We start from the raw sequence: 24,110 nt of genomic DNA, 5'->3' as shown, positions 1-24,110 counted from the left end.
GTCAATTGACAGTCAATTTCGAACGTTTATTCGTTTTCTTGTTCGGTTTGTTTTTCCTATTCGGCGGCGCCGGCCGAACGGGTGCCCGGCCGCGAGCGGTGCCAGCGCGCCAGCAGCCCGTCTCCGGTCTCCTCCGCCGTCAGCGCGTAGACGAGGTGGTCCCGCCAGGCCCCGTCGATGTGCAGATAGCGGGGCCGCAGCCCCTCCTCGCGGAACCCCAGCTTCTCCACCACCCGGCGGCTCGGCACGTTCTCCGGCCGGATGCAGACCTCCACCCGGTGCAGCCCCAGGGTGCGGAAGCAGTGGTCGACGGCGAGCGCGACGGACGTCGGCATCACGCCCCGGCCCGCGACGGCCGCGTCCACCCAGTAGCCGACGTGGGCCGAGCACATCGAGCCCCAGGTGATCCCCGCGACGGTCAGCTGCCCGGCCAGCCGCCCCTGGTACTCCACGACGAAGGGCAGCATCCGCCCCGCGTGCGCCTCGGCCCGCAGATGGCGGACCATCTGCCGGTACGTGGGGCGCTGGGCGACGGGCCCGTCCGGCGGGGGCGGCGGGATGGTGGCCTCCCAGGGGCGCAGCCAGTCGCGGTTGCGCCGGTTGACCTCGCGCCAGGCGTGCTGGTCACGCAGCCGGATCGGGCGCAGCAGCACGTCGCCGTCGGCCAGCTCGGCGGGCCAGACGGCGCTCAGCTCGGGCTCCCGGGTCCGGGGTGGTCACCGCCGTGGACCTGGTCCAGGGCGTGCGGCAGCAGCCGGCCCAGCACGGCCAGGCCGTCGCGGACCCCGCCCGTCGAGCCCGGGAGGTTCACGATCAGGGTGCGGCCGGCCACCCCGGCGAGGCCCCGGGAGAGCGCGGCGGTGGGGACCTTCGCCAGTCCTTCGGCGCGCAGGGCCTCGGGGATGCCCGGGATGTCGAGGTCGAGGACGCGGCGGGTGGCCTCGGGGGTGCGGTCGGTCGGCGAGACGCCCGTGCCGCCCGTGGTGACCACGAGGTCGTACGCCGCCGCGACGGCCTCCCGCAGGGCGGCCTCGACGGGGTCGCCGTCGGGGACCACGCGCGGCCCGTCGACCGCGAGGCCGAGCTCCGTCAGGCCGGCCACCAGGAGCGGGCCGCCCCGGTCGGCGTAGACCCCGGCGGCGGCGCGGTTGGACGCGGTGACGACGAGCGCGCGGTACGGGCCCGGACGCTCGGGCCCCTCAGGGTGCTGGGGACCCCCAGGGCCCTCGGAGCGCTCAAGGCGCTCGGGGCTCTCAAGGCGCTCGGGCTCAGGGCGCTCAGGGCGCTCGGGGCTCTCAGAGCCCTCAAGGTTCTCGGCGCCCTCACCCCGGCCCTCGGAGCCCTCACCACCGTGGCCGTCCGGCCGCGCGCTCACGCCTCGCCCCCGTCCCGCGCGTCCGCGGCGGCGCGCGCGTAGTCGCCGGACTTGCCGCCCGTCTTCTCCTCGACCCGTACGTCCGTGATGACCGCGGCCTTGTCGACGGCCTTCACCATGTCGACGACGGTCAGGGCGGCCACGGAGACGGCGGTCAGGGCCTCCATCTCGACGCCCGTGCGGTCGGTGGTCTTCACGGTGGCGCTGATCTCGACGGCGTCGTCGGCGACCGTCAGGTCGACCTTCGCGCCGGACACCGCGAGGGGGTGGCAGAGCGGGATGAGGTCGGGGGTGCGCTTGGCGCCCATGATCCCCGCGATCCGGGCGGTGGCCAGGGCGTCGCCCTTGGGCACGCCCTCGCCGCGCAGCAGCCGCACGACCTCCGGGGAGACGAGGACCCGGCCGCTCGCGCGGGCCGTGCGGGCGGTGACGGGCTTGGCGGAGACGTCGACCATACGGGCCGCCCCCGCGCTGTCCAGATGGGTGAGGCTGGGGTCCTGGGCGCTGCTCATCGTTCTCCTGATCCGGTCCTTGTGGGCAGACACCGTATCGGCAGCGTGTCAGGGAGTCCGGTCGAGAGTCCGGTCGAGGGTCCGGTCGAGGAGAACGACGTCGAGCTCGGTGCCGGCGGCGACGGCCGTCGTCGCCTCGGGGACGACTATCAGGGCGTTGGCGTCGGCGAGGGCCTTGACGAGGTGCGAGCCCGCCCCGCCGACGACCCTGACCGTGCCGTCCTCGTGGCGTGCCCGCAAGTACTGACGGCGGCCTTCGGGCGAGGAGGCGATCGCGTCGGCGCAGACCGCGCGCACGGTGGGGCGGTCGAAGGGGTCGAGTCCCATGAGGGCGCGGACGGCGGGCCGGACGAAGAGCTCGAAGGAGACGTACGCGCTGACGGGGTTGCCCGGCAGGGCGAACAGGGGTGTCCGGTCGGGGCCGATGCGGCCGAAGCCCTGGGGCTTGCCCGGCTGCATGGCCAGCTTGCGGAAGGAGACGCTGCCCTCGTCGCCGGCCAGCTCGGAGAGGGTCTCCTTGACCACGTCGTAGGCGCCGACGCTGACGCCGCCGCTGGTGACCACGGCGTCGGCCCGGATGAGCTGGTCCTCCAGGGTGGAGCGCAGGGTCTCGGCGTCGTCGTCGACGGCGCCGACGCGGTAGGCGATGGCTCCGGCGTCGCGGGCGCAGGCGGCCAGGGCGAAGCTGTTGGAGTCGTGGATGCGGCCGGGGGCGAGGGGCTCGCCGGGCGGGACGAGCTCGCTGCCGGTCGACATGACGACGACGCGGGGTCTGGGGCGCACCTTCACGGTGGCGCGGCCGATGGCCGCGAGGAGGCCGATCTGGGGCGGTCCGAGGACCGTGCCGGCGGCGAGGGCGAGCTCCCCGGCGGAGACGTCGCTGCCACGGGCGCGGACGTGCCCGCGGGCGGCCACCGGGCGGTGCACGCGGACCTCTCCCGTGGCGCCGTCGGGGTCGGCGCTGTGCGCGGCCATGGCGGCGGCGGGGCCGCCGCCGGTGCCGCCGTCGGTCCACTCCACGGGCACCACGGCCTCGGCGCCGGGGGGCAGGGGCGCGCCGGTCATGATGCGGGCGGCCTCGCCGGGGCCGACGGTGGGCGGCTCACCGCTGCCCGCGGCGATGTCGCCGATGACGGTCAGGACCGCCGGGAACTCCTCGCTCGCGCCCTCGACGTCGGCCGTGCGGACGGCGTAGCCGTCCATGGAGCTGTTGTCGAAGGGGGGCAGGGCGAGCGGCACGGTGACGTCCTCGACCAGGACGCAGCCCTGGGCGTCCAGGAGCTGGAGCTCGATCGGCTCCAGCGGGCGGATCCGGCCCAGGATGTCCCGGAGGTGTTCCTCCACCGACCAGAGGCGCTCGTCGTCCCTCGCCACGTCGGTGTGCGCGTGAGTGCCCTTGTCGGCGGTCTTGCTCAAGGTGCTACATCTCCTCGGTGACGTAACGGCGAAGCCAGGCGCGGAAGTCCGGTCCTAGATCTTCACGTTCGCACGCCAGTCTGACAATGGCGCGGAGGTAGTCACCACGGTCCCCGGTGTCGTAGCGGCGGCCCTTGAAGACCACGCCGTGCACGGGTCCGCCGAGGCCGGGCTCGGCGGCGAGGGCCTGGAGGGCGTCGGTGAGCTGGATCTCGCCGCCGCGGCCGGGCTCGGTCTCGCGCAGCACGTCGAAGACGGCGGGGTCGAGGACGTAGCGGCCGATCACGGCGTAGTTGCTGGGCGCCTCGGCGGCGTCGGGCTTCTCGACCAGGCCGGTGATCTGCATCACGCCGTCGACGTCGGTGGGCTTGACCGCCGCGCAGCCGTAGAGGTGGACCTGCGAGGGGTCGACCTCCATGAGGGCGATCACGCTGCCGCCGTGCTTGCGCTGGATGTCGACCATGTGCGACAGCAGCGGGTCGCGGGCGTCGATGAGGTCGTCGCCGAGGAGGACGGCGAAGGGCTCGTCGCCCACGTGGGGGGCCGCGCACAGCACGGCGTGGCCGAGGCCCCGGGGGTCGCCCTGGCGGACGTAGTGCATGGTCGCCAGGTCGCTGGACTCCTGGACCCGGGCGAGCCGGGAGTCGTCGCCCTTGCGGCGCAGGGCCTCCTCCAGCTCGTAATTGCGGTCGAAGTGATCCTCCAGCGGCCGCTTGTTACGGCCGGTGATCATGAGGACGTCCGACAGCCCGGCCAGGACGGCTTCCTCCACCACGTACTGGATCGCCGGCTTGTCGACGACCGGCAGCATCTCCTTGGGCGTCGCCTTGGTGGCCGGGAGGAAGCGGGTGCCGAGACCGGCGGCAGGGATGACAGCCTTGCTGATCCGAGGACGCGATTGAGTCATGGGCCGAACACTAACGGTTGGGAATGGGCGGAAGATGAGGCTCCACCGAGTATGACCCGACACAGGGAGTTTGTACGAACAGTGATCAAGTCTGACGGTACCAAGGGTGAGTTGCGGAAGAGCCTCCTGGCGGTGAGAGCCGGGTTGACCCCCGATGAGCTGGAGGTGTCCGGAACGGCGCTGACCGGCCGCGCGCTGGGCCTGCCGGAGATCACGGAGGCGGGAACGGTGGCCGCCTATGTCTCGGTGGGGCGCGAACCCGGCACCCGCGCGCTGCTCGACGCGCTGCGTGAGCGGGGCGTACGGGTACTCCTTCCGGTGCTGCTCGGCGACAACGATCTCGACTGGGCCCGCTACGAGGGCCCCGACCGCCTCGTACGGGCCGGCCGCGGCCTGCTGGAACCGGCCGGCGAGCGGCTCGGCCCGGAGGCGGTCACCGGCGCGGACACGGTGCTGCTGCCGGGCCTGGCGGTGGACGGGCGCGGGATGCGGCTGGGGCGGGGCGGGGGGTCGTACGACCGGGTGCTGGAGCGGCTGGACCGGGCGGGGGTGGCGCCGGTGCGGGTGGTTCTGCTGTACGACCACGAGGTGGTGGAGCGGGTGCCGGACGAGCCTCATGATCAGGCGGTGGACGTGGTGGTGACGCCCGGTGGGGTGCGGAGGTTTTCCCCTGCCCGCCCCTTCCCGTAACCGGGCCGGAATTCCGCCCGGCACGCGAAACGCCGGACGGGCTGGAAATCAGCCCGTCCGGCGTTTGAGGACCGGGGTCCGGGGCGGAGCCCCGGGAAGGGTCACGGCTTCAGCGTCAGCTCCGCGTCCGTGCCCTTCTTCACCGCGCCCGGACTGAAAGCCCAGGGCAGCAGTTCGCCCTTCGCCCACTTGTCCGTCTGGTCGTAGTAGTGGTCGTTGTAGGCGTGGCCCGACGCGCCCGTGAGGTTGATCCACCGGGACTTGTCGAGATCGTCGAGGTTGACGACCATCCGCATCGACGGCACCCAGACGGCCTCGTAGCCGCCCGCCGCGTTCCAGCCGGAGGCGTTGACCGCGGCCTCGCCGCCCGCCAAGTTCCAGGGCCCGCGGTTGAGGACCCACCGGACGATGCCGGGGCCTTCCTTGCCGAGGGTCTGGTTCTTCAGGGTCAGCTGGTGCAGACGGCCCCAGCTCCAGGAGTTGACGTCCTTGCCGAGCTTGGAGGTGAGCTCCCAGCGGGCGTCCTTCATGGCGCGCGCGAGCAGCTCGTCACGGTTGCTGGCGCCCGGGTTGCTGCGGGTGCCGAACTTCCACCAGTCGTCCTCGGGCTTGTCGAGGATCGAGCGGACGACCTCGAACCAGCGGTCGCCGCCGTCGGGCTGCGCGGAGTCCGCGTCCCGCTCGCCGCACTCGGTGACGAGGCGGGTGTTGCCGTCGAGGTCCTCCTGCGGGCCGGCGTCGTTGGCCGGGCGCACCCGCAGGCACTGGTCCTTGACCCGGAGCTCCTTGGGCAGCTTGTTGCCAAAGGCGAGCTTGAGGGTGTTGCGCCAGACGGCGTTGAAGTACGCGGCGGCGGCCGAGTCGGCCTCCTGGGTGTAGTCCCAGCCCTGGAGGAGCTTCTGGGCCTCGCGGACGTACTTCGTCTCGCGCTCGTTGGCGCCCTTGAGCTCGATCTTCAGCAGGTACGGGGTGAGCAGCTTGGCGATCTCGCTGGTGTTGTCCATCTGCATCTTCTGCATGTCGTCCGTCGAGATCTTCCCCCCGTCCTTGATCTTCGACTGGATGAGCTCGTTGATGCGCTGGCTGCGGACGCCGTAACCCCAGTCCGAGGTCAGGTTGTACGGGTACTTCTTGTCGACGACGGCCTGGTTGGCGGTGACGATGTAGCCGCGCTTGGGGTCGAGCTCCCAGGGCAGCTCGTCCTGCGGGATCCAGCCGGTCCACTTGTAGGCCGGGTCCCAGCCGGGGGCCGGGTAGCGGCCGTCGCCCTTGCGGACGGGGATGCGGCCGGGCGCCTGGTAGCCGATGTGGCCCTTGGTGTCGGCGTAGACGAGGTTCTGCGAGGGGACCTCGAAGGCGGCGGCGGCCTTGCGGAACTGGGCGAAGTCCGTGGCGCGGTTCAGCTCCAGGAGCGCGTCCATGCTCTTGCCCGCGTCCAGCGCGGTCCAGCGCAGCGAGACGGCGTAGCCCTCGGCGCGGTCGGGCGCGGGGTCCTGGACGGGCGCGTCCTGGCCGACCTTGCCCAGCTCGGTGTTGCGGTCGGAGACGACCGGGCCGTTCTTGGTGGTGCGGATCGTGAACTCACGGTCCTTGCCACCGGCGACCTTGATCTTCTCCTTGCGCTGGGTGAAGGGGACCTGCTTGCCGTCGTAGAGGTAGCTGTCGGCGGTGACCTTCTCCAGGTAGAGGTCGGAGACGTCGGCGCCGAGGTTGGTCATGCCCCAGGAGATGTCCTGGTTGTGGCCGATGACGACGCCGGGCATGCCCGCGAAGGTGTAGCCGGCCACGTCGTACGGGCAGGCCGCGCTGGTCTTCGTGCAGTGCAGGCCCATCTGGTACCAGAGCGACGGCAGCTGCGGCGCGAGGTGCGGGTCGTTGGCCAGCAGCGGCTTGCCGGTGGTCGTGTACTTGCCGGAGACGACCCAGGAGTTCGAGCCGATGCCGTTGCCGGAGGGGCCGAGCAGTGCCGGGATCTTGTCGAGGGTGTTGGAGAGCGAGGACAGCCCGGTCTTCAGGCCGTTCGCGGCGCCCGCGCCACCGGTGGTGGCGGGGGTACCGGCGCCGGCCGTGCCGCCGTTCTGCGCGTTCGGGGTGGTCTGACCGTTCTGACCCGTCTGGCCGTTACGGCCGTTCTGCCCCGGCAGGCCGTCCTGACCGTTCTGGCCGGTCTGACCGTTCTGGCCCGCGGTCGGCGTGGCCTTGGGGTCGAACGCCTTGGTGGCCGGGTCGACGGCGCCGCCCTCGACGACCGGCTTGTTCCGGCCGTACGGGTAGGCCGGGTAGAGCTGCTCGATCTGCTTGGGGCTCAGCCGGGTCGAGGCGAGCGAGCGGTCGATCTCGTCCTGCATGTTGCCGCGCAGGTCCCAGGCCATGGCCTTGAGCCAGGCCACGGAGTCGACCGGGGTCCACTGCTCGGGCTTGTAGTCGTTCTCGAACTCCAGGGCCGCGTACTCGACGGACAGCGACTTGCCCTGATGGTCCTTGAGATACGCGTTGACGCCGTCGGAGTACGCCTGGAGGTACTTCTTGGTGGTCGCCGAGAGCTTGGTGTCGTACTCCTCCTGAGCGACCTTCCGCCAGCCCATCGTCCGGACGAACGCGTCGGTCTCGACCTGACCGTCGCCGAACATCTCGGAGAGGCGGCCGGCCGTCAGATGGCGGCGGACGTCCATCTCCCAGAACCGGTCCTGCGCCTGGACGAAGCCCTGGGCGCGGAAGAGGTCCTCGGCGGTGTCCGCGTAGACCTGCGGAATGCCGTTGGCGTCACGGGCGACCTTCACCGGCCCCGACAGACCCTTCAGCTGAAGGGTGCCGCTCGTCTCCGGGAAGGAGGCGCGGACCGTACTGACGCTCCAGTACGCGCCGAACCCCACGCCCGCCACGATCAGCAGCACGAGGGTGATCACGAGCAGCCGGGCGCGTCGGCCTTTCTTCTTACCGGTCTTCTTCTTGCCGGAAGGGCCGGTCTTGTTGGCGGGCATCGCTGTCCTTAGAGGGGCAGGGTGGTCCTGGAGTGCTGAAGCAACCATAGGCGCAGGGCCAGGAGCGGCCCGACGCGGAGTCCGGCCGCCGAAGTGACATAGATCGCCATCGCCCCTCTGTGACCGCCGTCACGCGTCAAGAACGCGTAAAATATTAGGTTAGGAAATGAAGTTCCCATCGGCCGGAGGAACGTTCCGGCCGAAACCCGCCCGTTATCCGTGGAAAGACTCGTGAAGGGACCGGCCCCTGACTGTCCACCACCTCAACGAACTCCTGCTGATCTGCTCTGTCGTACTGCTCGTCGCGGTGGCGGCGGTACGGATCTCCTCGCGCAGCGGGCTCCCCAGCCTGCTCATCTATCTGGGCATCGGCGTCGCCATCGGCCAGGACGGCCTCGGCGTCTCCTTCAACGACGTCGGCCTGACCCAGGTGATCGGCTACGCGGCGCTCGTGGTGATCCTCGCCGAGGGCGGTCTCGGCACGAAGTGGCATGAGATCAAACCCGCCCTGCCCTCCGCCGCGGTGCTCTCCACCCTCGGCGTCGCCATCAGTGTGGGCGTCACCGCGGCGGCCGCCCATTACCTCGCCGGTGTCGACTGGCGCCAGGCGCTGATCATCGGTGCGGTCGTCTCCTCGACCGACGCCGCGGCCGTCTTCTCCGTCCTGCGAAACGTTCCTCTGCCGTCCCGGCTGACGGGTGTGCTGGAGGCGGAGTCCGGCTTCAACGACGCTCCCGTGGTCATCCTCGTCGTCGCCTTCTCGGCGGCCGGGCCGGTCGACCACTGGTACCTGCTGGTCGGGAAGATCGCCCTGGAGCTGGCGATCGGCGGTGCCGTCGGCCTCGCCGTCGGCTTCCTCGGCGCGTACGGGCTGCGGCACGTCGCCCTGCCCGCCTCCGGCCTCTACCCCATCGCCGTGATGGCCATCGCGGTCGCCGCCTACGCGGGCGGCGCCCTCGCGCACGGCTCCGGATTCCTCGCCGTCTACCTCGCGGCGCTGATCCTCGGCAACGCCAAGCTGCCGCACTGGCCGGCCACCCGCGGCTTCGCGGAGGGCCTCGGCTGGATCGCGCAGATCGGCATGTTCGTCCTGCTCGGCCTGCTCGTCACCCCGCACGAGCTGGGCGACGACATCATCCCCGCGCTAGTCGTCGGCCTGGTGCTGACCATGGTGGCGCGCCCGGTGTCGGTGTTCCTGAGCCTGGCGCCGTTCCGGACGACCTGGCAGGAGAAGACCCTGCTGTCCTGGGCCGGACTGCGCGGCGCGGTACCGATCGTGCTGGCCACCATCCCCATGGTGGCCGAGGTGGAGAACAGCCGGACCATCTTCAACATCGTCTTCGTCCTCGTGATCGTCTACACCCTGGTGCAGGGCCCGACCCTGCCCTGGCTCGCCCGTCACCTGCGGCTGGGCGAGCACGAGCCGGAGGACCTCGGCATCGAGTCGGCGCCGCTGGAGCGGCTGCGCGGCCATCTGCTGTCCGTGGCGATCCCCGAGCCGTCGCGGATGCACGGTGTGGAGGTCGGCGAGCTGCGACTGCCCCCCGGGGCGGCGGTGACGCTCGTCGTGCGCGACGGCACCAGCTTCGTGCCGTCGCCCACGACCGTGCTGCGCCGGGGCGACGAGCTGCTGGTGGTGGCCACGGACCCGGTGCGGGACGCGACCGAGAAACGACTGCGCGCGGTCGGCGAGGGAGGAAAGCTTGCGGGCTGGCTGGGGAGTACGGGTACGATAAAGAGGAAGTAACCTATTTAGTTCGAAATCCTTGATCTTCGAACTGACTCAACGGGTCCACTTCACTGTCGACCGTACCGGCCGGCGACACCGACATCACCGAACCAACTCTGCCTGATGCAGGGCTGGCGCGACCGCACGGCGGCCGCGGTCGCGCAGTACAAGGCGGCCCGCTCGGCATCTACCACGGTCCTGCGCGAGAGGACAGCTCTCGGCGCGCTCCGTGCGGCTTTCCCCGTTCGGTGCGCGCTACCAGGCGGCGGAAAGGCCCAGGCCGTGGCAACCACGGTCAACGACAACGCCGAGGCCAAGCCGGGATACGGACAGCTGCTGCGCACGCGCGGCGCCTGGACGTTCCTGCTCCCCGGCTTCCTGGCGCGGCAGCCGTTCGCGATGCTCACCATCGGCATCCTGCTGCTCGTCGAACACACCACCGGCTCGTACGGCAAGGCGGGCGCCGTCTCGGCGACCGCGGGCGTCGCCATGGCGCTCTTCGCGCCGCAGAGCGGCAAACTCGCGGACCGCTTCGGCCAGGCCCGGGTGCTCGTACCCGGTGTGGTCGTGCACGCGGCGGCCATCGCCCTGCTGATCACGCTGGCGCTGGCGGACGCACCCCTGTGGGCGCTCTTCGCCGCGGCGGTGCCCGCCGGCGCCTCCACCCCGCAGATCGGGCCGATGGTCCGGGCCCGCTGGGCGGCCAAGCTGGACGGCTCGCCCCTGATGCCCACGGCGGCGGCCTTCGAGTCGGTCACGGACGAGTTCACGTTCGTGATCGGCCCGGTGCTCGCCACCGCGCTGTGCACCGGCGTCCACCCGGCCGCCGGTCTGATCACCGAGGCCGTGCTCACCATCGGCGGCGGTCTGCTCTTCGCCGCCCAGCGGTCCACCCAGCCCACCCCGGTCCGCATCGCCGCGGGCGGCCCGGAGAAGCACGCGTCGGCGCTGTCCGTGGCGGGCGTCCGGGTGCTCGCGATCGCGTTCCTCGGCATCGGTTCCGTCTTCGGCGGCATGCAGGTGTCGATGACGGCCTTCACCAAGGAGCTCGGCGAGCCGGGCCTCAACGGTCTGATGTACGGCACGTTCGCGGCCGGAAACATGATCGCGGGCTTGATCTGCGGTGCCGTCGCCTGGCGTATCAGCGCCCAGCGCCGGCTCCTGATCGCCTACCCGCTGCTGGCGCTGGCCACCACCCCGCTGTGGGCGGCGGACGCGCTGCCGGTGCTGGGCGGGCTCGGCCTGCTGGTCGGTCTGTGCATCGCCCCGGCGCTGATCACCGGCTACACGCTGGTCGAGAAGCTGGTCCCGGCGGGCAGCCGCACCGAGGCGTTCACCTGGCTGACCGGCGCGGTCGGCCTCGGCCAGGCGGCCGGCGCGGCCGTCGGCGGCAAGCTCATCGACGCCCACTCGGCGAGCACCGGATTCCTGGTGCCGCTGGTGGGCACGGCGGCCGCGATGGTGGTCCTGCTGGCGCTGCGGAAGGCGCTCACGCCGCACGGGGAGTCCCTCATCGCGGCACGTGGGGTGGGTCACCGTGAGTCCGTCTCGGTGGACTGACGCGTCGGAATACTGCAATATGGATCGTCGTTAGCACTCAACGAGTGAGAGTGCCAGGAGGAGCAAGTGCCGACTTACCAGTACCAGTGCACCGAGTGCGGCGAGGGCCTCGAGGCGGTGCAGAAGTTCACCGATGACGCCTTGACCGTGTGCCCGAGCTGCGACGGACGCCTGAAGAAGGTGTTCTCCGCGGTCGGCATCGTCTTCAAGGGCTCCGGCTTCTACCGGAACGACAGCCGCGGCGCGTCGTCCAGCAGCAGCCCCGCCAAGGCGAGCGGCACCACGAGCACCGCGTCCAAGTCGGACTCCTCCTCGTCGGCGTCCACGTCGAGCACGAGCACGGCCTCCGCGTCGAGCTCGTCCGGCACGTCCGGCACGTCCGGCAGCAGCACGTCCGCCGCCTGACGACGCCGTCCGGAAACATCACGGAGCCCGCCGCCCCTCACCGGGGCGGCGGGCTCCGGCGCGTCCGGGGTGTCCTGTGGGGCGCCCTGGCCCGTCTTGGCTCGTCCCGCCCCCACCTGGCCCCCCTGGCCCCCTGGCACCCGGCCCCTCCCTGGCCCCTCCCTGGCCATGATCGGCCATGCCGTCCGGGGCCCGGTGGGGCGCCGCTAGGGTGGCCGCATGGTCGATACAGACACCCTGATGGTCGGAACGGACAGCGGGCCCGCGGACGGCGTGCGCGCGGACATAGGCGTGATCGGCGGGTCGGGGTTCTACTCCTTCCTGGAGGACGTGACCGAGGTCGTCGTGGAGACCCCGTTCGGGTCGCCGAGCGACTCGCTCTTCGTGGGCGAGCTGGCCGGCCGCAAGGTCGCCTTCGTGCCCCGTCACGGCCGCCGCCACACCCTGCCGCCGAACCGCATCAACTACCGGGCCAACCTCTGGGCCCTGCGGTCGCTCGGCGTCCGGCAGGTCCTGGCCCCCTGCGCGGTGGGCGGGCTGCACCCGCAGCTGGGCCCGGGGACGCTCGTCGTGCCGGACCAGCTGGTCGACCGTACGAAGTCGCGGGTCCAGACGTTCTTCGACGGCGAGCCGCTGTACGACGGGCGGGTGGCCAACGTCGTCCACACCACGTTCGCCGACCCCTACTGCCCCACGGGGCGCGCGGTGGCGGTCGCGGTGGCGCGTGGCCACGGCTGGGGGCAGGTGGTGGACGGCGGCACGATGGTCGTCATAGAGGGGCCCCGGTTCTCGACCCGCGCCGAGTCCCGGTGGCACGCGTCCCAGGGCTGGTCCGTGGTCGGCATGACCGGGCACCCGGAGGCCGTCCTCGCCCGTGAGCTGGAGCTCTGCTACACCTCGATGGCCCTGGTCACGGACCTGGACGCGGGCGCCGAGGCCGGCGACGGCGTCAACCACGGCGAAGTGATGCGGGTCTTCGCCGAGAACGTCGGCCGACTGCGCGAGGTCCTCTTCGCGGCGGTCACCGCGCTGCCGGAGAACGACGGCCGGTCCTGCCTGTGCGCCGGGGTGCACGAGGGCTGGGACCTGGGTATCGAGCTGCCGTAACGGCTCTTGCGCTCCGGATCACCGGACAGAGCTGGCAAAATCTCCCGTACGTTGCGGAACGATTCATTCCGCAACGTACGGAGACAGAGCAAGCGAATCAGAGCAGAGACAGTGAGGCAGCAGCGGTGAGCGAGAAGAAGACAGGCGTCCTCGGGGGCTTCAAGGCGTTCCTGATGCGGGGCAACGTAATAGACCTCGCCGTCGCCGTCGTCATCGGCGCCGCGTTCACCAACATCGTGAACTCCGTGGTCAAGGGTGTGATCAACCCGGTCGTCGGCGCCTTCGGCACCAAGGACCTGGACCACTACGCGTCCTGCCTCAAGGGCCCCTGCGACAAGAACGCGGCGGGCGAGGTGACCAAGGGCGTCTTCATCCAGTGGGGCACCGTGCTCAGCGCGACGCTCACCTTCCTGATCACGGCGGCGGTCGTCTACTTCCTGATGCTGCTGCCGATGAAGCGCTGGCAGGACCGCCAGGCGGCCAAGGCCCCGGCGGCCCCCGCCAAGGAGACCGAGCTGGAGCTGCTCACTCAGATCCGCGACGCGCTCGTGGAGCAGCGGCGCGAGCCGGGCACGGACGCGGTGCCGGCCCAGCGCTAGGGCTCGCGCCTTCCGGCGTCACCGACGTCACACGTGGTGCGGCGGCTTCTCGTCCAGGAAGCGGGCCAGGTCGGCGGCGCCACCGCCACCGCCGGAGGGACGGTCGCCCCAGCCGTGGTCCGTGTCGTCCGAGGACTGCTGCGACAGCGGGTCGTCGAAGATCAGGGCGGCGGGACGGGGCCGCGGCGCGGGCGCGGGGGCGGAGTCACTCATCCGTCCAGGGTACGGGGCGGCCGGGGTACGGGGCGGGGGCCGGCGCGGGCGGGCGGCGGCGCGGGCGGGCGGCGGCGCGGGCGCGTACCCGCTCGCCCGTACGCCCTCACCCTCTCGTCCGCCCCCCGCCCGCCCGTACACGGCCGTACGCGACCGTACGCACTCCCCCGCGGGCGCCGCCTCGCCGCGCGCACCGCGCCGCCGCCGGTGACAATCGGCGCATGAGCGAGCACCCCGTGGCCCGGACCGGTGCCGTCCTGCGGCGGATGGTCGCGCGCGCCCGCGACGAGGAGCACCGCGCGGCGACACCGCTGGAGCTGTTCTTCGACCTCTGCTTCGTGGTCGCCGTCGCACAGGCGGGCGCCCGGCTGGTGCACGCGCTCGCGGAGGGACACACGGGCACGGGGATCATCTCCTACCTTTTCGTGTTCTTCGGGATCTGGTGGGCGTGGATGAACTTCTCGTGGTTCGCCTCCGCCTACGACTGCGACGACGTGCCGTACCGGGTGCTGACCCTGGTGCAGATGGCGGGCGTGCAGGTCTACGCGGCCGGGGTGCCGCGCGCCTTCGACAAGAACGACTGGACGATCGCCGTCCTCGGGTACGTCATGATGCGGCTGGCCCTCACCACACAGTGGCTGCGGGCCGCGCGGTCCGAGGAGGATCCCGGGGCGGCCCGCACGGCCCGGCGGTACGCGATCGGCCTGGTGATCTGCCAGCTCGGCTGGGTGGCCCTGCTGTTCGCCCCGGAAGACTCCCGGAAGTGGCTGTTCCTGATCCTGGTGGCGGCGGAACTGTCCGTGCCGCCGATCGCCGAGCGGAACACCCCGACGCCCTGGCACCCGCACCACATCGCCGAGCGCTACGGCCTCTTCACGGTGATCGTCCTCGGCGAGACGATCACGGCGGGCACGGTGGCGGTGCAGTCGGCCCTGGACGAGAACGAGGCGCTGGACGAGCTGCTGCCGATCGCGGCGGGCGGGCTGCTGATCGTCTTCGCCGCCTGGTGGATCTACTTCGCGGTGCCCATCCACGAACGGCTGTCCTCCAACCGCTACGCGATCCCCTGGGGGTACGGCCACTACCTGATCTTCGCCTCGGCGGCGGCGATCGGCGCCGGCATCGAGGTGGCGGTGGAACAGGCCGTCGGAAAGGCACACGTCTCGACGACCGCGGCGGCGGCCGCGGTGACGGTCCCGTCGGCGGTCTTCCTGTTCGTGGTGTGGCTGCTGCACTCCCGCCATTACAAGAGGGGCGCGGCGCAGCAGGCGGTACTGCCGGTCTCGGCGGCGCTGATGCTGGCGTGCACATTCGCGGGGCGGGCGGCGGTGCTGCTGGCGGGGGTGGTGGCGGGGGTGACGGTGGGGGTGGGGGTGACGTTGGCTTCGCGGGGTGGGGAACGGGGCGGGGGTCCGGGGGATGTCTCCCCTGCCCACCCCTTGCCGTAACCGGGTGCTTCGCCCCGGACGGGCTGAAATCAGCCCGGCCGGCGTTTGAGGACCGGGGTCCGGGGCGGAGCCCCGCCACGCGGCGGAGCCGCACATCGGATGCAGCGGGAAGGGGCGGGGCTGGGGAAAGGCCCCGCGCAGCGGAACCCGACCCCCGGCACCCCGCGCACCACCGCCCCCGCTCCCGTTAGCCACAACCCAACCCCCGCCCCCCCGTGGTACCCAAGCCCCATGACTGACGCCCGCACAGCCCCGCACCCCGGCCCCCAGGACGCCCTCACCGACGTTCCCGGCCTCCGCGTAGGCCACGCCCACCGCACAGGCAACGGCTTCCTCACCGGCACCACGGTCGTCCTCGCCCCGGAAGGCGGCGCCGTCGCCGCCGTGGACGTACGGGGCGGTGGCCCGGGCACCCGGGAGACGGATGCCCTGGACCCGCGCAACCTCGTACAGAAGGTCGAGGCCGTCGTCCTTTCGGGTGGCAGCGCGTTCGGGCTGGACGCCGCGTCCGGGGTGGTGGCGTGGCTGGAGGAGGCGGGCCGCGGCTTCCGGGTGGGGCCGGACCCGTCCCAGGTCGTACCGGTCGTCCCGGCGGCGGCGCTCTTCGACCTCGGCCGCGGCGGCGACTGGCGGGCCCGGCCCGACGCGGCGCTGGGCCGCGAGGCGGTGGTGGCGGCGGCGCGTACGGAGCCCGGGGCGCCGGTCGCGCAGGGCACGGTGGGCGCGGGTACGGGGGCGGTGGCCGGCGGGCTCAAGGGCGGCGTCGGCACGGCCAGCGCGGTACTGCCGTCGGGGACGACGGTCGCGGCGCTGGCGATCGTCAACGCGGCGGGTTCGGTGGTCGAGCCGGTGACGGGCGCGCTGTACGGGCGGCTGGCCATGGGCGAGGTCGAGGTCCCGGACCGGGAGCGGCACCGCGCCGCCCAGGAGAGGCTGGCCGCGGCGGTGACGGAGTCCGCGAAGCGCTCGGCGGCGTCCGCGCGTCCGCCGCTGAACACGACGCTCGCCGTCGTCTGCACGGACGCGGTCCTCACCCGCGCCCAGGCGCAGAAGCTCGCGGGCACGGCACACGACGGCCTGGCGCGCGCCGTACGCCCGGTCCATCTCCTGAACGACGGCGACACGGTCTTCGCTCTGGCCACGGGCGCGCGCCCGCTGGTCGCGGAGGACGTCTTCGGGGACACGACGGTACTGGCGGCGGGGGCGCTGAACGAGATCCTGGCGGCGGGGGCGGATGTGCTGACGCGGGCGGTGGTGAAGGGGGTGCTGGCGGCGGGTTCGGTGGACGGGGCGGGTGGGGTGTTCCCGTCCTACGGGGAGTTGTACGGCGGTTGATCGGCGGGTGGGGTTGCCGCTGCGCGGGGCCGTTTCCCCACCCCGCCCCTTCCCGTAACCGGGGGCAAGCCCCCGGACCCCCTTCCGCGCTCCGCGCGGTGTCCTCAAACGCCGGACGGGCTGAATTCCGCCCGGTTCCGGGCAACCACTCAGCCCGTCCGGCGTTTGAGGACCGGGGCCCGGGGCGGAGCCCCGGTTCGGGAAGGGGCGGGTAGGGGACAAGGCCCGCCGCAGGCGCACCACCGCACCCCCACCCGCACACCCACACCCCCTCAAACCCCCACCGCCCCCAGCAACGACCCCGCCCCGTACGTCACCCCCATAGCCACCACCCCACCCCCCGCATTACGCAGCACAGCCCGCCCCACCCCCGCCCGCCCCATCCGTGCACTCCCCCACCCGCACAGCGCCAGCGCGCAGAGCACGGCCACCACCGTGACCGGCAGCCGGATGTGCGGCGGGGGCAGGACGATCGCGAGGAGGGGGAGCAGGGCGCCCGCCGTGAAGGCGAGGAAGCTCGCGCCGGCGGCCTGCCAGGGGCTGGTGAGTTCGTCGGGGTCGATGCCGAGTTCGACCTCGGCGTGGGCGCGGAGCGCGTCGTGTTCGGTGAGCTGTTCGGCGACCTCGCGGGCGAGTCCGGCGGTGAGGCCCTTGCCCTCCAGGAGCTCGGTGAGCTCGTCGAGTTCGGCCTGCGGGGCCGCGACGAGCTCCTTGCGCTCCAGGGCGAGGGCGGCCTGTTCGGAGTCGCGCTGGGTGCTCACCGATACGTACTCGCCGGCGGCCATGGACAGGGAGCCGGCCAGCAGTCCGGCGAGCCCGGCGGTCAGCAGCGTGCCGCGCGCGTCGGTGGCCCCGGCGACGCCGACGACGAGGCCGGCGGTGGAGACCACGCCGTCGTTGGCGCCGAGGACGGCGGCGCGCAGCCGGTTGAGTCGGTTGCCGAGGGCGCCGCCCTCGTGGGGTTCGTCGTGAGCCGGGGACAGGCTCTCGGCACGGGACGTCCCGACGTCCGCTTCGTCATCGCTCACCAGGCGAGGCTCTCACCCGTCCCCCCGCTCAGGACGCCGGACTCACCCCTGTCACCCGGGCAGGCTCACCCGGATCTTCGACTGGCCGTGCGGCCGGGTCTCCCAGTCCTCCATGAAGCGGGCGCGCAGCCCGTACTTCTCGGCGAGGGCGATCAGGGTCTGCGTGCGGTAGTAGAAGTCCTCGCGCAGCACCTGGTGCTCCGCTCCCTCCGTGCGGTCGAAGGTGAAGTCGAAGAAGCCGCCGGGGGCGAGCACACGGCCGACGTGGGCCAGGCACTCCTCGATGACCTCGATCGGCGAGTGCGAGAAGACGCTGTGCGCGTGCACGACGTCGAAGTGCGCGTCGGGGAGGAAGTCGAGGGTGAGGTTCTGGGTGATGGTGAGGTGGGGCAGCTTGTCCTGGAGACCGAAGGTCGTCAGGGTCTGCTTGGCGGAGATGAGGATGTCGGGCGAGATGTCGATGCCGTAGTAGTTGCCGGCGTCGAGGTGGTCGATGAAGAGGCGGCCCGCGCGGAGGTTGCCGCAGCCGATGTCGAGCATGCGGTGGTGCGGGGCGAGGCCGTGCTCGGCGAGGTAGTCGAACTGCATCTTGCCGAGCGCGAGCCAGCGGTCGTGGCTGCGGCTGCCGACGGCCGCCTCGGGGTTGCGTGCGGTGTCGGAGGCCATGACCGCGCGGTAGTAGTCGACGTGATCGGGGTGCTTCAGACGCAGCCAGGTGTCACGGGCGTGGCGCTTGAGATAGGGGGCGATGCGTGCGGGGTTGCTGACCGCGTAACGGACCTTGTGGCCGAGGTGGCTGCGGTTCTTGAGCATGGCTTTGGACGAAGACATGGGGGATGACCTCCTTCGAGCGGGACGAACGAGACGGGGGGTGGTACGGAGAAGGGGTGCGGAAAGGTGATGCGGAAGAGGAGAGGGCGCGGCGTCAGATCACCGCGCGGCGCCGCAGCACGACGCAGATCAGCGCGAACAGCACGGCCGCCAGCCCCAGGAAGATCGCGGTCTCGATCCACTGGAAGACCCAGAAGTCGCTGCTGGGATAGACCTTGTGGTACCGGCCGACGAAGCCCTTCTGCGCCATGCACGTCTTGAGGTCCGGCAGGCCCTCGCCCCACGGGCAGGCGTCCGCGATCGGCCGCTTGCGGCCGGCGCCGTCGATGAAGCCGAACTCGCCGGTCGACCACGCGCTGCGGACGTTCTCCCGCGGCGCGTCGCCCTGGCTGATCCTGGCCGTGGGCTCGATCCAGCTGGAGCGGAAGGTGTTGAGCAGGAAGCGCAGGCCGACGACGACGCCGAGCACGACGCCCATGGCGGGCAGGGTGCGGCGGATCAGCAGACCGGCGGCGGTGCCGGCGGTGAGGCCGAAGAGGGCGCAGGCGACGGCCGCGGGGCCGGTGGCGTTGAAGATGTAGCCGTCGTGCCAGTAGAGCCCGTCCAGCATGTTGGAGATCGGCGACCACCACCAGGCGACGAGCGCCGCGAGGACGGCGGAGCCCAGGACCGAGCAGAGGACGGCGAGCCCGAAGCGGGCGGTGAACCAGCGGCGGAGGCCGACGCCCTGGGTGAGGGCCAGCTTCCAGGTGCCGCTCTCCAGTTCGCGGCCGAGCAGCGGCGCGCCCCAGAAGATGCCGATGATCACGGGGAGGGCGGCGCTGAGGGTGCCGAGGGCGACGATGCCGTCGTCGTTGTCGCTCAGCAGCCGCTGGGCCTGTTCGAGGTCGGTGCCGGCGCACTCCTCGGAGTCCCAGCCCTTGCAGACCTTGAAGTGGTGGGCGTCGATGAACGACATCATGTCCGCGCGCTGGAACGCGACCCACGCCACGCAGGCGAGGAGGAGCGCGGCGCCGGTCAGGACGAGTGCGCGCTGCTGGCGCCAGGCCAGCCAGAGGGAGCCCTTCACGCGGCCGCTCCGTCACGGCCGGTGTCTTCGGTGGGGCGGTCGTCGGAGCGCAGGTAGGCGAGCAAGAGTTCTTCCAGGGACGGGGTTTCGGTGATCCAGTGGTCGCCGGTGGGCGCGGTGCCGCGGACGAACGCGGTGAGCTGGCGGCCGGTGACGGTGGCCTCCACGACCGTGCCGCGGTCGAGCCCGGCGGGCAGCCCGTCCCCGGTGGAGGCGTCGGCGAGGCCGGTGAACCGCACATGGTCCTCGCACAGCCGCTGGACGTCGCCGTCGAGCCGTACGCCGCCGTGCTTGAGCAGCAGCACGTGGTCGCAGACGCTCTCCAGCTCGGACAGGATGTGCGAGGAGATCACGACGGTGGTGCCCCGTTCGGCGACCTCCTCCATGACCAGGCCCATGGCCTCGATGCGTACGAGCGGGTCGAGGTCGGCGAGCGGCTCGTCGAGGAGGAGCAGCTCGGGGCGCTTGCCGAAGGCGACGGCGAGCGCGACGCGGGTGGCCTGGCCCTGGGAGAGGGTGCCGATCCGGGTGTCGAAGGGGATGTCACCGGCGCGGACGATGCGTTCGGCGGCGGCCTGGTCCCAGTCGTCGTTGAGCTCGCGGCCGAAGCGGAGGGTGTCGCCGACGGTGAAGCGCGGGTAGAGCGGCTTGTCCTGGGCGAGGAACGCGGTACGGGCGCGGGCCTCGTCGCTGCCGGGGGTGGCGCCGAAGACGCTCAGCTCACCGGTGGTGGGGTGGAGCAGGCCGGTGGCGAGGTGGAAGAGCGTGCTCTTGCCGGCGCCGTTGGGGCCGACGAGGGCGGTGATCTTCCCGGCGGGCACGGTGAATGCGCAGTCGCGCAGCGCCCACCGGCTGCGGAATCTGCGGCCGAGGCCCGTGGCCCGCAGGGCCGTGGGGACGGTCGGGTCGGTCACGTGTCTTCCTCCATGGACTGCGGTGATCGGCGGACCACCCGTTCGGGCGATGGCGTCGGGCCGGGGGCGGGGGCGGGGGTCGCCGCCCGGTCGGCGGGGGCGACGTAGAACGTCTCGTCGAGGACGGCCTCGGCGAGCGCCTCGACGTCCTCCCGCTCCAGCCCGGCCGCGCGGGCGCGCGCCACCCAGACGACGGCCTCCGCGCGCAGCGGCGAGTCCGCCCCGGCAGCGGCCCGGGACAGCGACCGCTGTACGAACGTCCCCTGCCCCGGCCGTGGCTCGACCAGCCCCTCGCGTTCCAGCTCCCGGTAGGCCCGGAGCACGGTGTTGGGGTTGATCGCGACGGCCGCCACCACCTCTCTGGCGGTGGGCAGCCGGTCGCCCGGCTCCAGTGCACCCAGACGCAGGGCCTGTCTGACCTGGTGCACGAGCTGGAGATACGTCGCTACACCACTGCGCCGATCTATCCGGAATGCGATCATTTCGCACACTCGTTTCACTAAGGTGTTAGTGGAATGATGCGAGGGTACGACGATGACGTCAAATCACCACAGAAAGCATCCGGCGGATCACGGAGTGGTACGAGCGGACCTGTGACGGGGTGGCCGGAACGGGGCGGCGCCCGCGAGGGCGCGGAGGCGCGTCGTCCGGGCCGAGCCCCCGGGTGGGGGCACGAGCCGTCGACTGGCGACCCACCCCGCTCACCACGCCGCGTGAAACCCGGACACGCCCGCGCGGGACGCCCTCGGGACGCCGCTCCCACACGCCCATTTCCGGGAGTCCGGGGCGGGCCCATCATCAGGGCAGGCAGTACCGAGAAGAGAGGCAACCTCATGAAATCGAGGGCATTCCGCCTCGTCCCGGCGGCGGCGGCGCTCACGGCGGGTCTGCTGCTGGCCGGGGCGTCGGGGGCGGCCGTCGCGACTCCGTCGGAGGAATCCCCGAGCGCGACCGGCAGCGCCGCTAGCAAGTCGGACGACCAGCTGACACGGGCGAGTTGGACAACGCGTGGCGAGTACTACCACAGCAAGGACTGCTGCCACGGGGCGGGCAAGCACGGCAAGCAGAAGGGCGAGTGGCACGAGTACAAATGCGAGCGCCACGGCCACTGGTGGTGGCTGCAAACCAAGTAAACGACGGATCGGCGCGGGACTTGTGCCCCCGGGGAGTCGCCCGGGGGCACAAGACTGTCGCCCGTCCGCCCCTCCGCCGGAGTCCACCCGCGGGTGAATGCCGTAAACGCGGCGCACCGCCTTTAACCCGCCCGAACCCGTCACTTTTCACACGGTCGGCAGTTCACTCGACATGGAAGTACGCCGGTCATACGGGAACCGGCGCCGACTGGGAGGAATGCTGTGAGCATCGTTCAGAGGGTCGCTGCCGCCGCCACGCTGGTCGTTACCGCTCTCGGGTTCGGGTGCGGGTCCGCCTCGGCCGCGGGCCGGGGCGAGGGTTCGACGCACATCTACTGCAACAACCCGTACAACGCCACGCTGGTCGACGCCTCGGGCGGGACCGCGGTGGTGCGTCAGGCGCAGGACCTTCTGGGGATCGGTGTGGGTGGGGACGGCTCGGGCGGGTCGGGCGCGGGCGGCAACGGGGCCGGCGGCAACGCCACCAGCGGTAACGCCAGGGGTGGTTCGGGCGCGGCCGACAACGGCGGCGGCTTCGGCAACATCGGCGGGCCCGTCTTCGGCGACGAGGGCAGCTCGGCGCCGGGCGGCTCGGGTACGAGCGGTCCCGCCTCGGGCGGTCCGGGCCGGGGCGGCGTCGGCACCGGGGGCCCCGGCAGCGGCGGGTCCGGCGCGAGCAGCGGCGCCCAGCACCAGGGGGCGACCGCCAACGGCGGGAAGGGCGGCAGCGCGGACCTGTCCAACGTCCAGCAGGCCAACCACAACCGGTGCGGGGAGAGCGACGACTCCGAGACCAGCAACACGGTCGACAAGAGCACCGCGATCGACAACAGCACCTCGGTGGACAAGTCGGTCCGGACGAGCAACCTGCGGATCGACCGCGGTGGCCGTCCGCGGCACTGAGCGCCGCTGACATCCCGATGACGAGGCCCTGGGGGCGATGCCCCCGGGGCCTCCGGCTGTGCTGTGCCGTGCCGTGCTCAGTCGACGGCCCGGCCGCACGTCCGGACGGCGGCCCGGATGGCGGCGACGCGGGCGGGGACGTCGGCCGGGGGCACGCCGTGCGGGGCGCGTGGGCCGTCCTCGCCCCGGCAGTGGCGGCAGACGCCGCCGGGGAAGGCTTCGGGGCGGCCGGGGGCGCGGCAGACGGTGCATTCGACGATGCGGAGCGGTGGGCGCGGGGCCGGTTCGGGGTGGGGGTCGGGGTGGGGGGTCGGGCGACTCCGGCGGCATCTTGTCGACGAGCCGCCGCCGGGCGAGGGCGCCCGCGCTGTGCACGTCCGGCGGGAGGCCGGCGGTGAGGGCGCGTACGACATCGGCGTCGTCGGCGCCGAGTTCCAGCCACTGGGCGGCGAGGCCTTCCAGGGCGGCGCATTCGGCGGCGGAGAGGGTCATGCGGGGGTCTGTGCGGCCGATGGAGGCGAGGAGGAGGTAGGCGCGGGCGCGGGTGGGTGCCGGTGTCGGTGGGTCGGGGGCGGGGCGGGGTGGGCCCTCCGGGGCTGCATGATTTACGGGCCCCGTTACGCGCCGCTGCCCGCCTTCCCGCCGTCCGGCCCGCAAATCACGCGTCACGCCCCTTGCCGGGCCCACCCCGCCCCGCCCCCTCCCGCCGCACTCCGACTGCGGGCCGGTGCCGCCCGGCAGGTTTTCGGCCAGGAACGTCTGCCACCAGTCGTCACTCCTGGCGGCGCGGGAGAAATATGTCCGGGTCACCCAGTTCCAGCTCCCGCCGTCACCCTTGATCCGCTCCGTCACCCGCCGCAGATGCCCGGCCTCCGAGAGGCGCCGCAGCGCGGTGAGGCAGGCGGCCTGCCCGTAGTCGGGAAGCTGTGCGGCCAGGGTCTTGGCGTCCATCGCCGCCCCTTCGGGAAGCCGGTCGACGTAGGTGGCGATGGAGGCTTCACGGGGGCGGAGATGAGCGAAGTCGCCCCGGCGGCGGGTGGCTTGATCGGGTACGGATCGCTTGCCGTAGCCGGAAGTCGCGGCGGGATGGGGGTGCGGGGCGCGCGAGGCACCACTAAAGTCGACGTCAGCCATTGGATCGGCTCCACGATCTCGGTGGTCAGACCCCGGACCCGGTGTTGGCGCACCGACCGGGGTCGTTTGTTGCTGCGAACGCTAGAACGCGGCGACAGGTCGTCGCAACCCGATCACCCAAAGTGAACTAGCCGTGGTATGGACGGCAGTTGGGAGGGCGGGTGGGTGGTATCCACCACCCGTTCCTCACAAAGAGCGCTCGGGTCCGGGAACCCGGATCCCGGGGCTCAAGCGCCCCGAGGCGCAATGCCCTCCACGCCCCACAAAGGGAGAGCACATGCCTACGCACATCGACTTCGACGAGTTCGACGAGATGTTCGAAACCTTCAAATACACCGCGTGGCGTCTGGAAACCCGGCGCGCGTACCAGTCCGACGAAGAATCCGAGACCTACCGGCGTTTCTCGCGTGGCCTGGACGCCGCTTACGACCTCGACGACCCGTGGTGCAGCTCGCGCCGCGAACAGACGGCCCTCGGTAAGAGGTTCGAGCGCGTACGAGTCGTCGACGCCCCGCCCACGCCGGGGCAGCTCTACCTCCTCGACGGGGCCCGGCGGAACGCCGCTGTCGGGGAAGACATCCGCCACCTGTGGCGCGACGACGCCGCCCGGCTAGGCCTGCCCGCCGAGGACTTCTGGCTCTTCGACGCTCGCGTGGCCACTCTCCTGCACTTCGACGAAGCGGACCGCATCACAGGCATCGCACTGATCACCGACCCCGTCGAGATCGTCCGGTACTGCCAGATCCGCGACGCCGCATGGCATCACGCGGTCAAGCACGAGCAGTTCATCAAGGCGGTGCGCGCCGAGAGTCGGCACTGAA

23 protein-coding genes are annotated in these 24,110 nt (G+C 72.0%); 11 read left to right on the top strand and 12 right to left on the bottom strand.

The annotated features are described in order from the left end of the window. Positions 1-56: 56 nt before the first annotated feature. The 5 genes from LUZ64_RS18160 to galU are packed head-to-tail and all read right to left on the bottom strand — an operon-like array spanning position 57 to position 4,210. The gene (locus tag LUZ64_RS18160) at positions 57-692 is read right to left on the bottom strand and encodes a GNAT family N-acetyltransferase (protein ID WP_095580046.1); all 636 of its coding nucleotides are present in this window, start codon (positions 690-692) and stop codon (positions 57-59) included. Next, positions 689-1,375 carry a MogA/MoaB family molybdenum cofactor biosynthesis protein gene (locus LUZ64_RS18155; RefSeq protein ID WP_232390173.1) on the bottom strand — a complete coding sequence of 229 codons (687 nt, stop codon included), beginning with the start codon at positions 1,373-1,375 and terminating at the stop codon, positions 689-691. Before LUZ64_RS18155 ends, LUZ64_RS18160 begins: the two co-directional genes overlap by 4 nt. Continuing rightward, a complete protein-coding gene (moaC, locus tag LUZ64_RS18150; protein ID WP_095580048.1) occupies positions 1,372-1,887 on the bottom strand; it encodes a cyclic pyranopterin monophosphate synthase MoaC in 516 nt (171 codons plus the stop codon). The genes LUZ64_RS18155 and moaC overlap by 4 nt, the downstream gene beginning before the upstream one ends. 48 nt (positions 1,888-1,935) lie before the next feature. Continuing rightward, complete coding sequence (glp, locus tag LUZ64_RS18145) at positions 1,936-3,261, bottom strand: molybdotransferase-like divisome protein Glp (RefSeq protein WP_232390198.1); 1,326 nt, start codon at positions 3,259-3,261, stop codon at positions 1,936-1,938. Positions 3,262-3,307: 46 nt separating this feature from the next. Then, positions 3,308-4,210, bottom strand: a complete 903-nt coding sequence (galU, locus tag LUZ64_RS18140) for a UTP--glucose-1-phosphate uridylyltransferase GalU (RefSeq protein WP_095580050.1) — start codon at positions 4,208-4,210, stop codon at positions 3,308-3,310. Between the two features lie 51 nt (positions 4,211-4,261). Between galU and LUZ64_RS18135 the strand changes: the two genes are divergently transcribed. Beyond that, the gene (locus LUZ64_RS18135; RefSeq protein ID WP_232390174.1) at positions 4,262-4,900 is read left to right on the top strand and encodes a 5-formyltetrahydrofolate cyclo-ligase; all 639 of its coding nucleotides are present in this window, start codon (positions 4,262-4,264) and stop codon (positions 4,898-4,900) included. Positions 4,901-5,001: 101 nt separating this feature from the next. Here LUZ64_RS18135 and LUZ64_RS18130 read toward each other — a convergent pair whose 3' ends face one another. After that, complete coding sequence (locus tag LUZ64_RS18130) at positions 5,002-7,881, bottom strand: penicillin acylase family protein (protein WP_095584891.1); 2,880 nt, start codon at positions 7,879-7,881, stop codon at positions 5,002-5,004. 247 nt (positions 7,882-8,128) lie between these two features. Here LUZ64_RS18130 and LUZ64_RS18125 point away from each other — a divergent pair, with 247 nt between their 5' ends. The 5 genes from LUZ64_RS18125 to mscL all read left to right on the top strand — a co-directional run bounded on the left by LUZ64_RS18125 (position 8,129) and on the right by mscL (position 13,281). After that, entirely contained in the window at positions 8,129-9,628 is a 1,500-nt protein-coding gene (locus LUZ64_RS18125; RefSeq protein ID WP_095584890.1) for a potassium/proton antiporter, read from the top strand. Between the two features lie 264 nt (positions 9,629-9,892). Next, positions 9,893-11,170 (top strand): MFS transporter, encoded by a 1,278-nt coding sequence (locus LUZ64_RS18120; protein ID WP_095584889.1) that lies wholly within the window; start codon positions 9,893-9,895, stop codon positions 11,168-11,170. 66 nt (positions 11,171-11,236) lie between these two features. Beyond that, a complete protein-coding gene (locus LUZ64_RS18115; protein WP_095584888.1) occupies positions 11,237-11,575 on the top strand; it encodes an FmdB family zinc ribbon protein in 339 nt (112 codons plus the stop codon). 219 nt (positions 11,576-11,794) lie between these two features. After that, complete coding sequence (locus tag LUZ64_RS18110) at positions 11,795-12,682, top strand: S-methyl-5'-thioadenosine phosphorylase (protein WP_232390175.1); 888 nt, start codon at positions 11,795-11,797, stop codon at positions 12,680-12,682. Between the two features lie 125 nt (positions 12,683-12,807). After that, a complete protein-coding gene (gene mscL / locus LUZ64_RS18105; RefSeq protein WP_095582197.1) occupies positions 12,808-13,281 on the top strand; it encodes a large conductance mechanosensitive channel protein MscL in 474 nt (157 codons plus the stop codon). Between the two features lie 27 nt (positions 13,282-13,308). Here the strand turns inward: mscL and LUZ64_RS18100 are convergent, their stop codons facing one another. Further along, positions 13,309-13,494 carry a hypothetical protein gene (locus tag LUZ64_RS18100; RefSeq protein ID WP_095582196.1) on the bottom strand — a complete coding sequence of 62 codons (186 nt, stop codon included), beginning with the start codon at positions 13,492-13,494 and terminating at the stop codon, positions 13,309-13,311. A 221-nt stretch (positions 13,495-13,715) separates the two neighbouring features. On the opposite strand from LUZ64_RS18100, the gene LUZ64_RS18095 reads away from it, so the two are divergent. Further along, complete coding sequence (locus LUZ64_RS18095; RefSeq protein ID WP_232390176.1) at positions 13,716-14,942, top strand: low temperature requirement protein A; 1,227 nt, start codon at positions 13,716-13,718, stop codon at positions 14,940-14,942. A 231-nt stretch (positions 14,943-15,173) separates the two neighbouring features. Next, positions 15,174-16,277 (top strand): P1 family peptidase, encoded by a 1,104-nt coding sequence (locus tag LUZ64_RS18090; RefSeq protein WP_232390177.1) that lies wholly within the window; start codon positions 15,174-15,176, stop codon positions 16,275-16,277. Positions 16,278-16,549: 272 nt separating this feature from the next. Here the strand turns inward: LUZ64_RS18090 and LUZ64_RS18085 are convergent, their stop codons facing one another. The 5 genes from LUZ64_RS18085 to LUZ64_RS18065 form a co-directional block, all read right to left on the bottom strand. Then, positions 16,550-17,305 carry a VIT1/CCC1 transporter family protein gene (locus LUZ64_RS18085; RefSeq protein WP_232390178.1) on the bottom strand — a complete coding sequence of 252 codons (756 nt, stop codon included), beginning with the start codon at positions 17,303-17,305 and terminating at the stop codon, positions 16,550-16,552. 51 nt (positions 17,306-17,356) lie between these two features. After that, complete coding sequence (locus LUZ64_RS18080; RefSeq protein WP_095585304.1) at positions 17,357-18,136, bottom strand: class I SAM-dependent methyltransferase; 780 nt, start codon at positions 18,134-18,136, stop codon at positions 17,357-17,359. A gap of 94 nt (positions 18,137-18,230) precedes the next feature. Next, positions 18,231-19,205: an ABC-2 membrane transporter-related protein gene (locus LUZ64_RS18075; protein ID WP_095585305.1), complete on the bottom strand. Its 975-nt coding sequence runs from the start codon at positions 19,203-19,205 to the stop codon at positions 18,231-18,233. After that, on the bottom strand, positions 19,202-20,119 hold the full coding sequence (locus LUZ64_RS18070; RefSeq protein WP_095585306.1) for an ATP-binding cassette domain-containing protein: 918 nt from the start codon (positions 20,117-20,119) through the stop codon (positions 19,202-19,204). Before LUZ64_RS18070 ends, LUZ64_RS18075 begins: the two co-directional genes overlap by 4 nt. After that, a complete protein-coding gene (locus LUZ64_RS18065) occupies positions 20,116-20,601 on the bottom strand; it encodes a GntR family transcriptional regulator (protein WP_232390179.1) in 486 nt (161 codons plus the stop codon). The genes LUZ64_RS18070 and LUZ64_RS18065 overlap by 4 nt, the downstream gene beginning before the upstream one ends. 351 nt (positions 20,602-20,952) lie before the next feature. On the opposite strand from LUZ64_RS18065, the gene LUZ64_RS18060 reads away from it, so the two are divergent. The 3 genes from LUZ64_RS18060 (at position 20,953) to LUZ64_RS18050 (ending at position 24,109) form a co-directional block, all read left to right on the top strand. Next, entirely contained in the window at positions 20,953-21,252 is a 300-nt protein-coding gene (locus tag LUZ64_RS18060) for a hypothetical protein (protein WP_095585308.1), read from the top strand. A gap of 222 nt (positions 21,253-21,474) precedes the next feature. After that, the gene (locus LUZ64_RS18055; RefSeq protein WP_232390180.1) at positions 21,475-22,155 is read left to right on the top strand and encodes a hypothetical protein; all 681 of its coding nucleotides are present in this window, start codon (positions 21,475-21,477) and stop codon (positions 22,153-22,155) included. 1,411 nt (positions 22,156-23,566) lie between these two features. After that, complete coding sequence (locus LUZ64_RS18050; protein ID WP_095581794.1) at positions 23,567-24,109, top strand: DUF6879 family protein; 543 nt, start codon at positions 23,567-23,569, stop codon at positions 24,107-24,109. Position 24,110 lies beyond the last annotated feature (1 nt).

This window comes from Streptomyces albireticuli (assembly GCF_021228125.1).
Classification (GTDB): domain Bacteria; phylum Actinomycetota; class Actinomycetes; order Streptomycetales; family Streptomycetaceae; genus Streptomyces; species Streptomyces albireticuli.
This window is presented reverse-complemented; position numbering and strand designations above follow the sequence as displayed.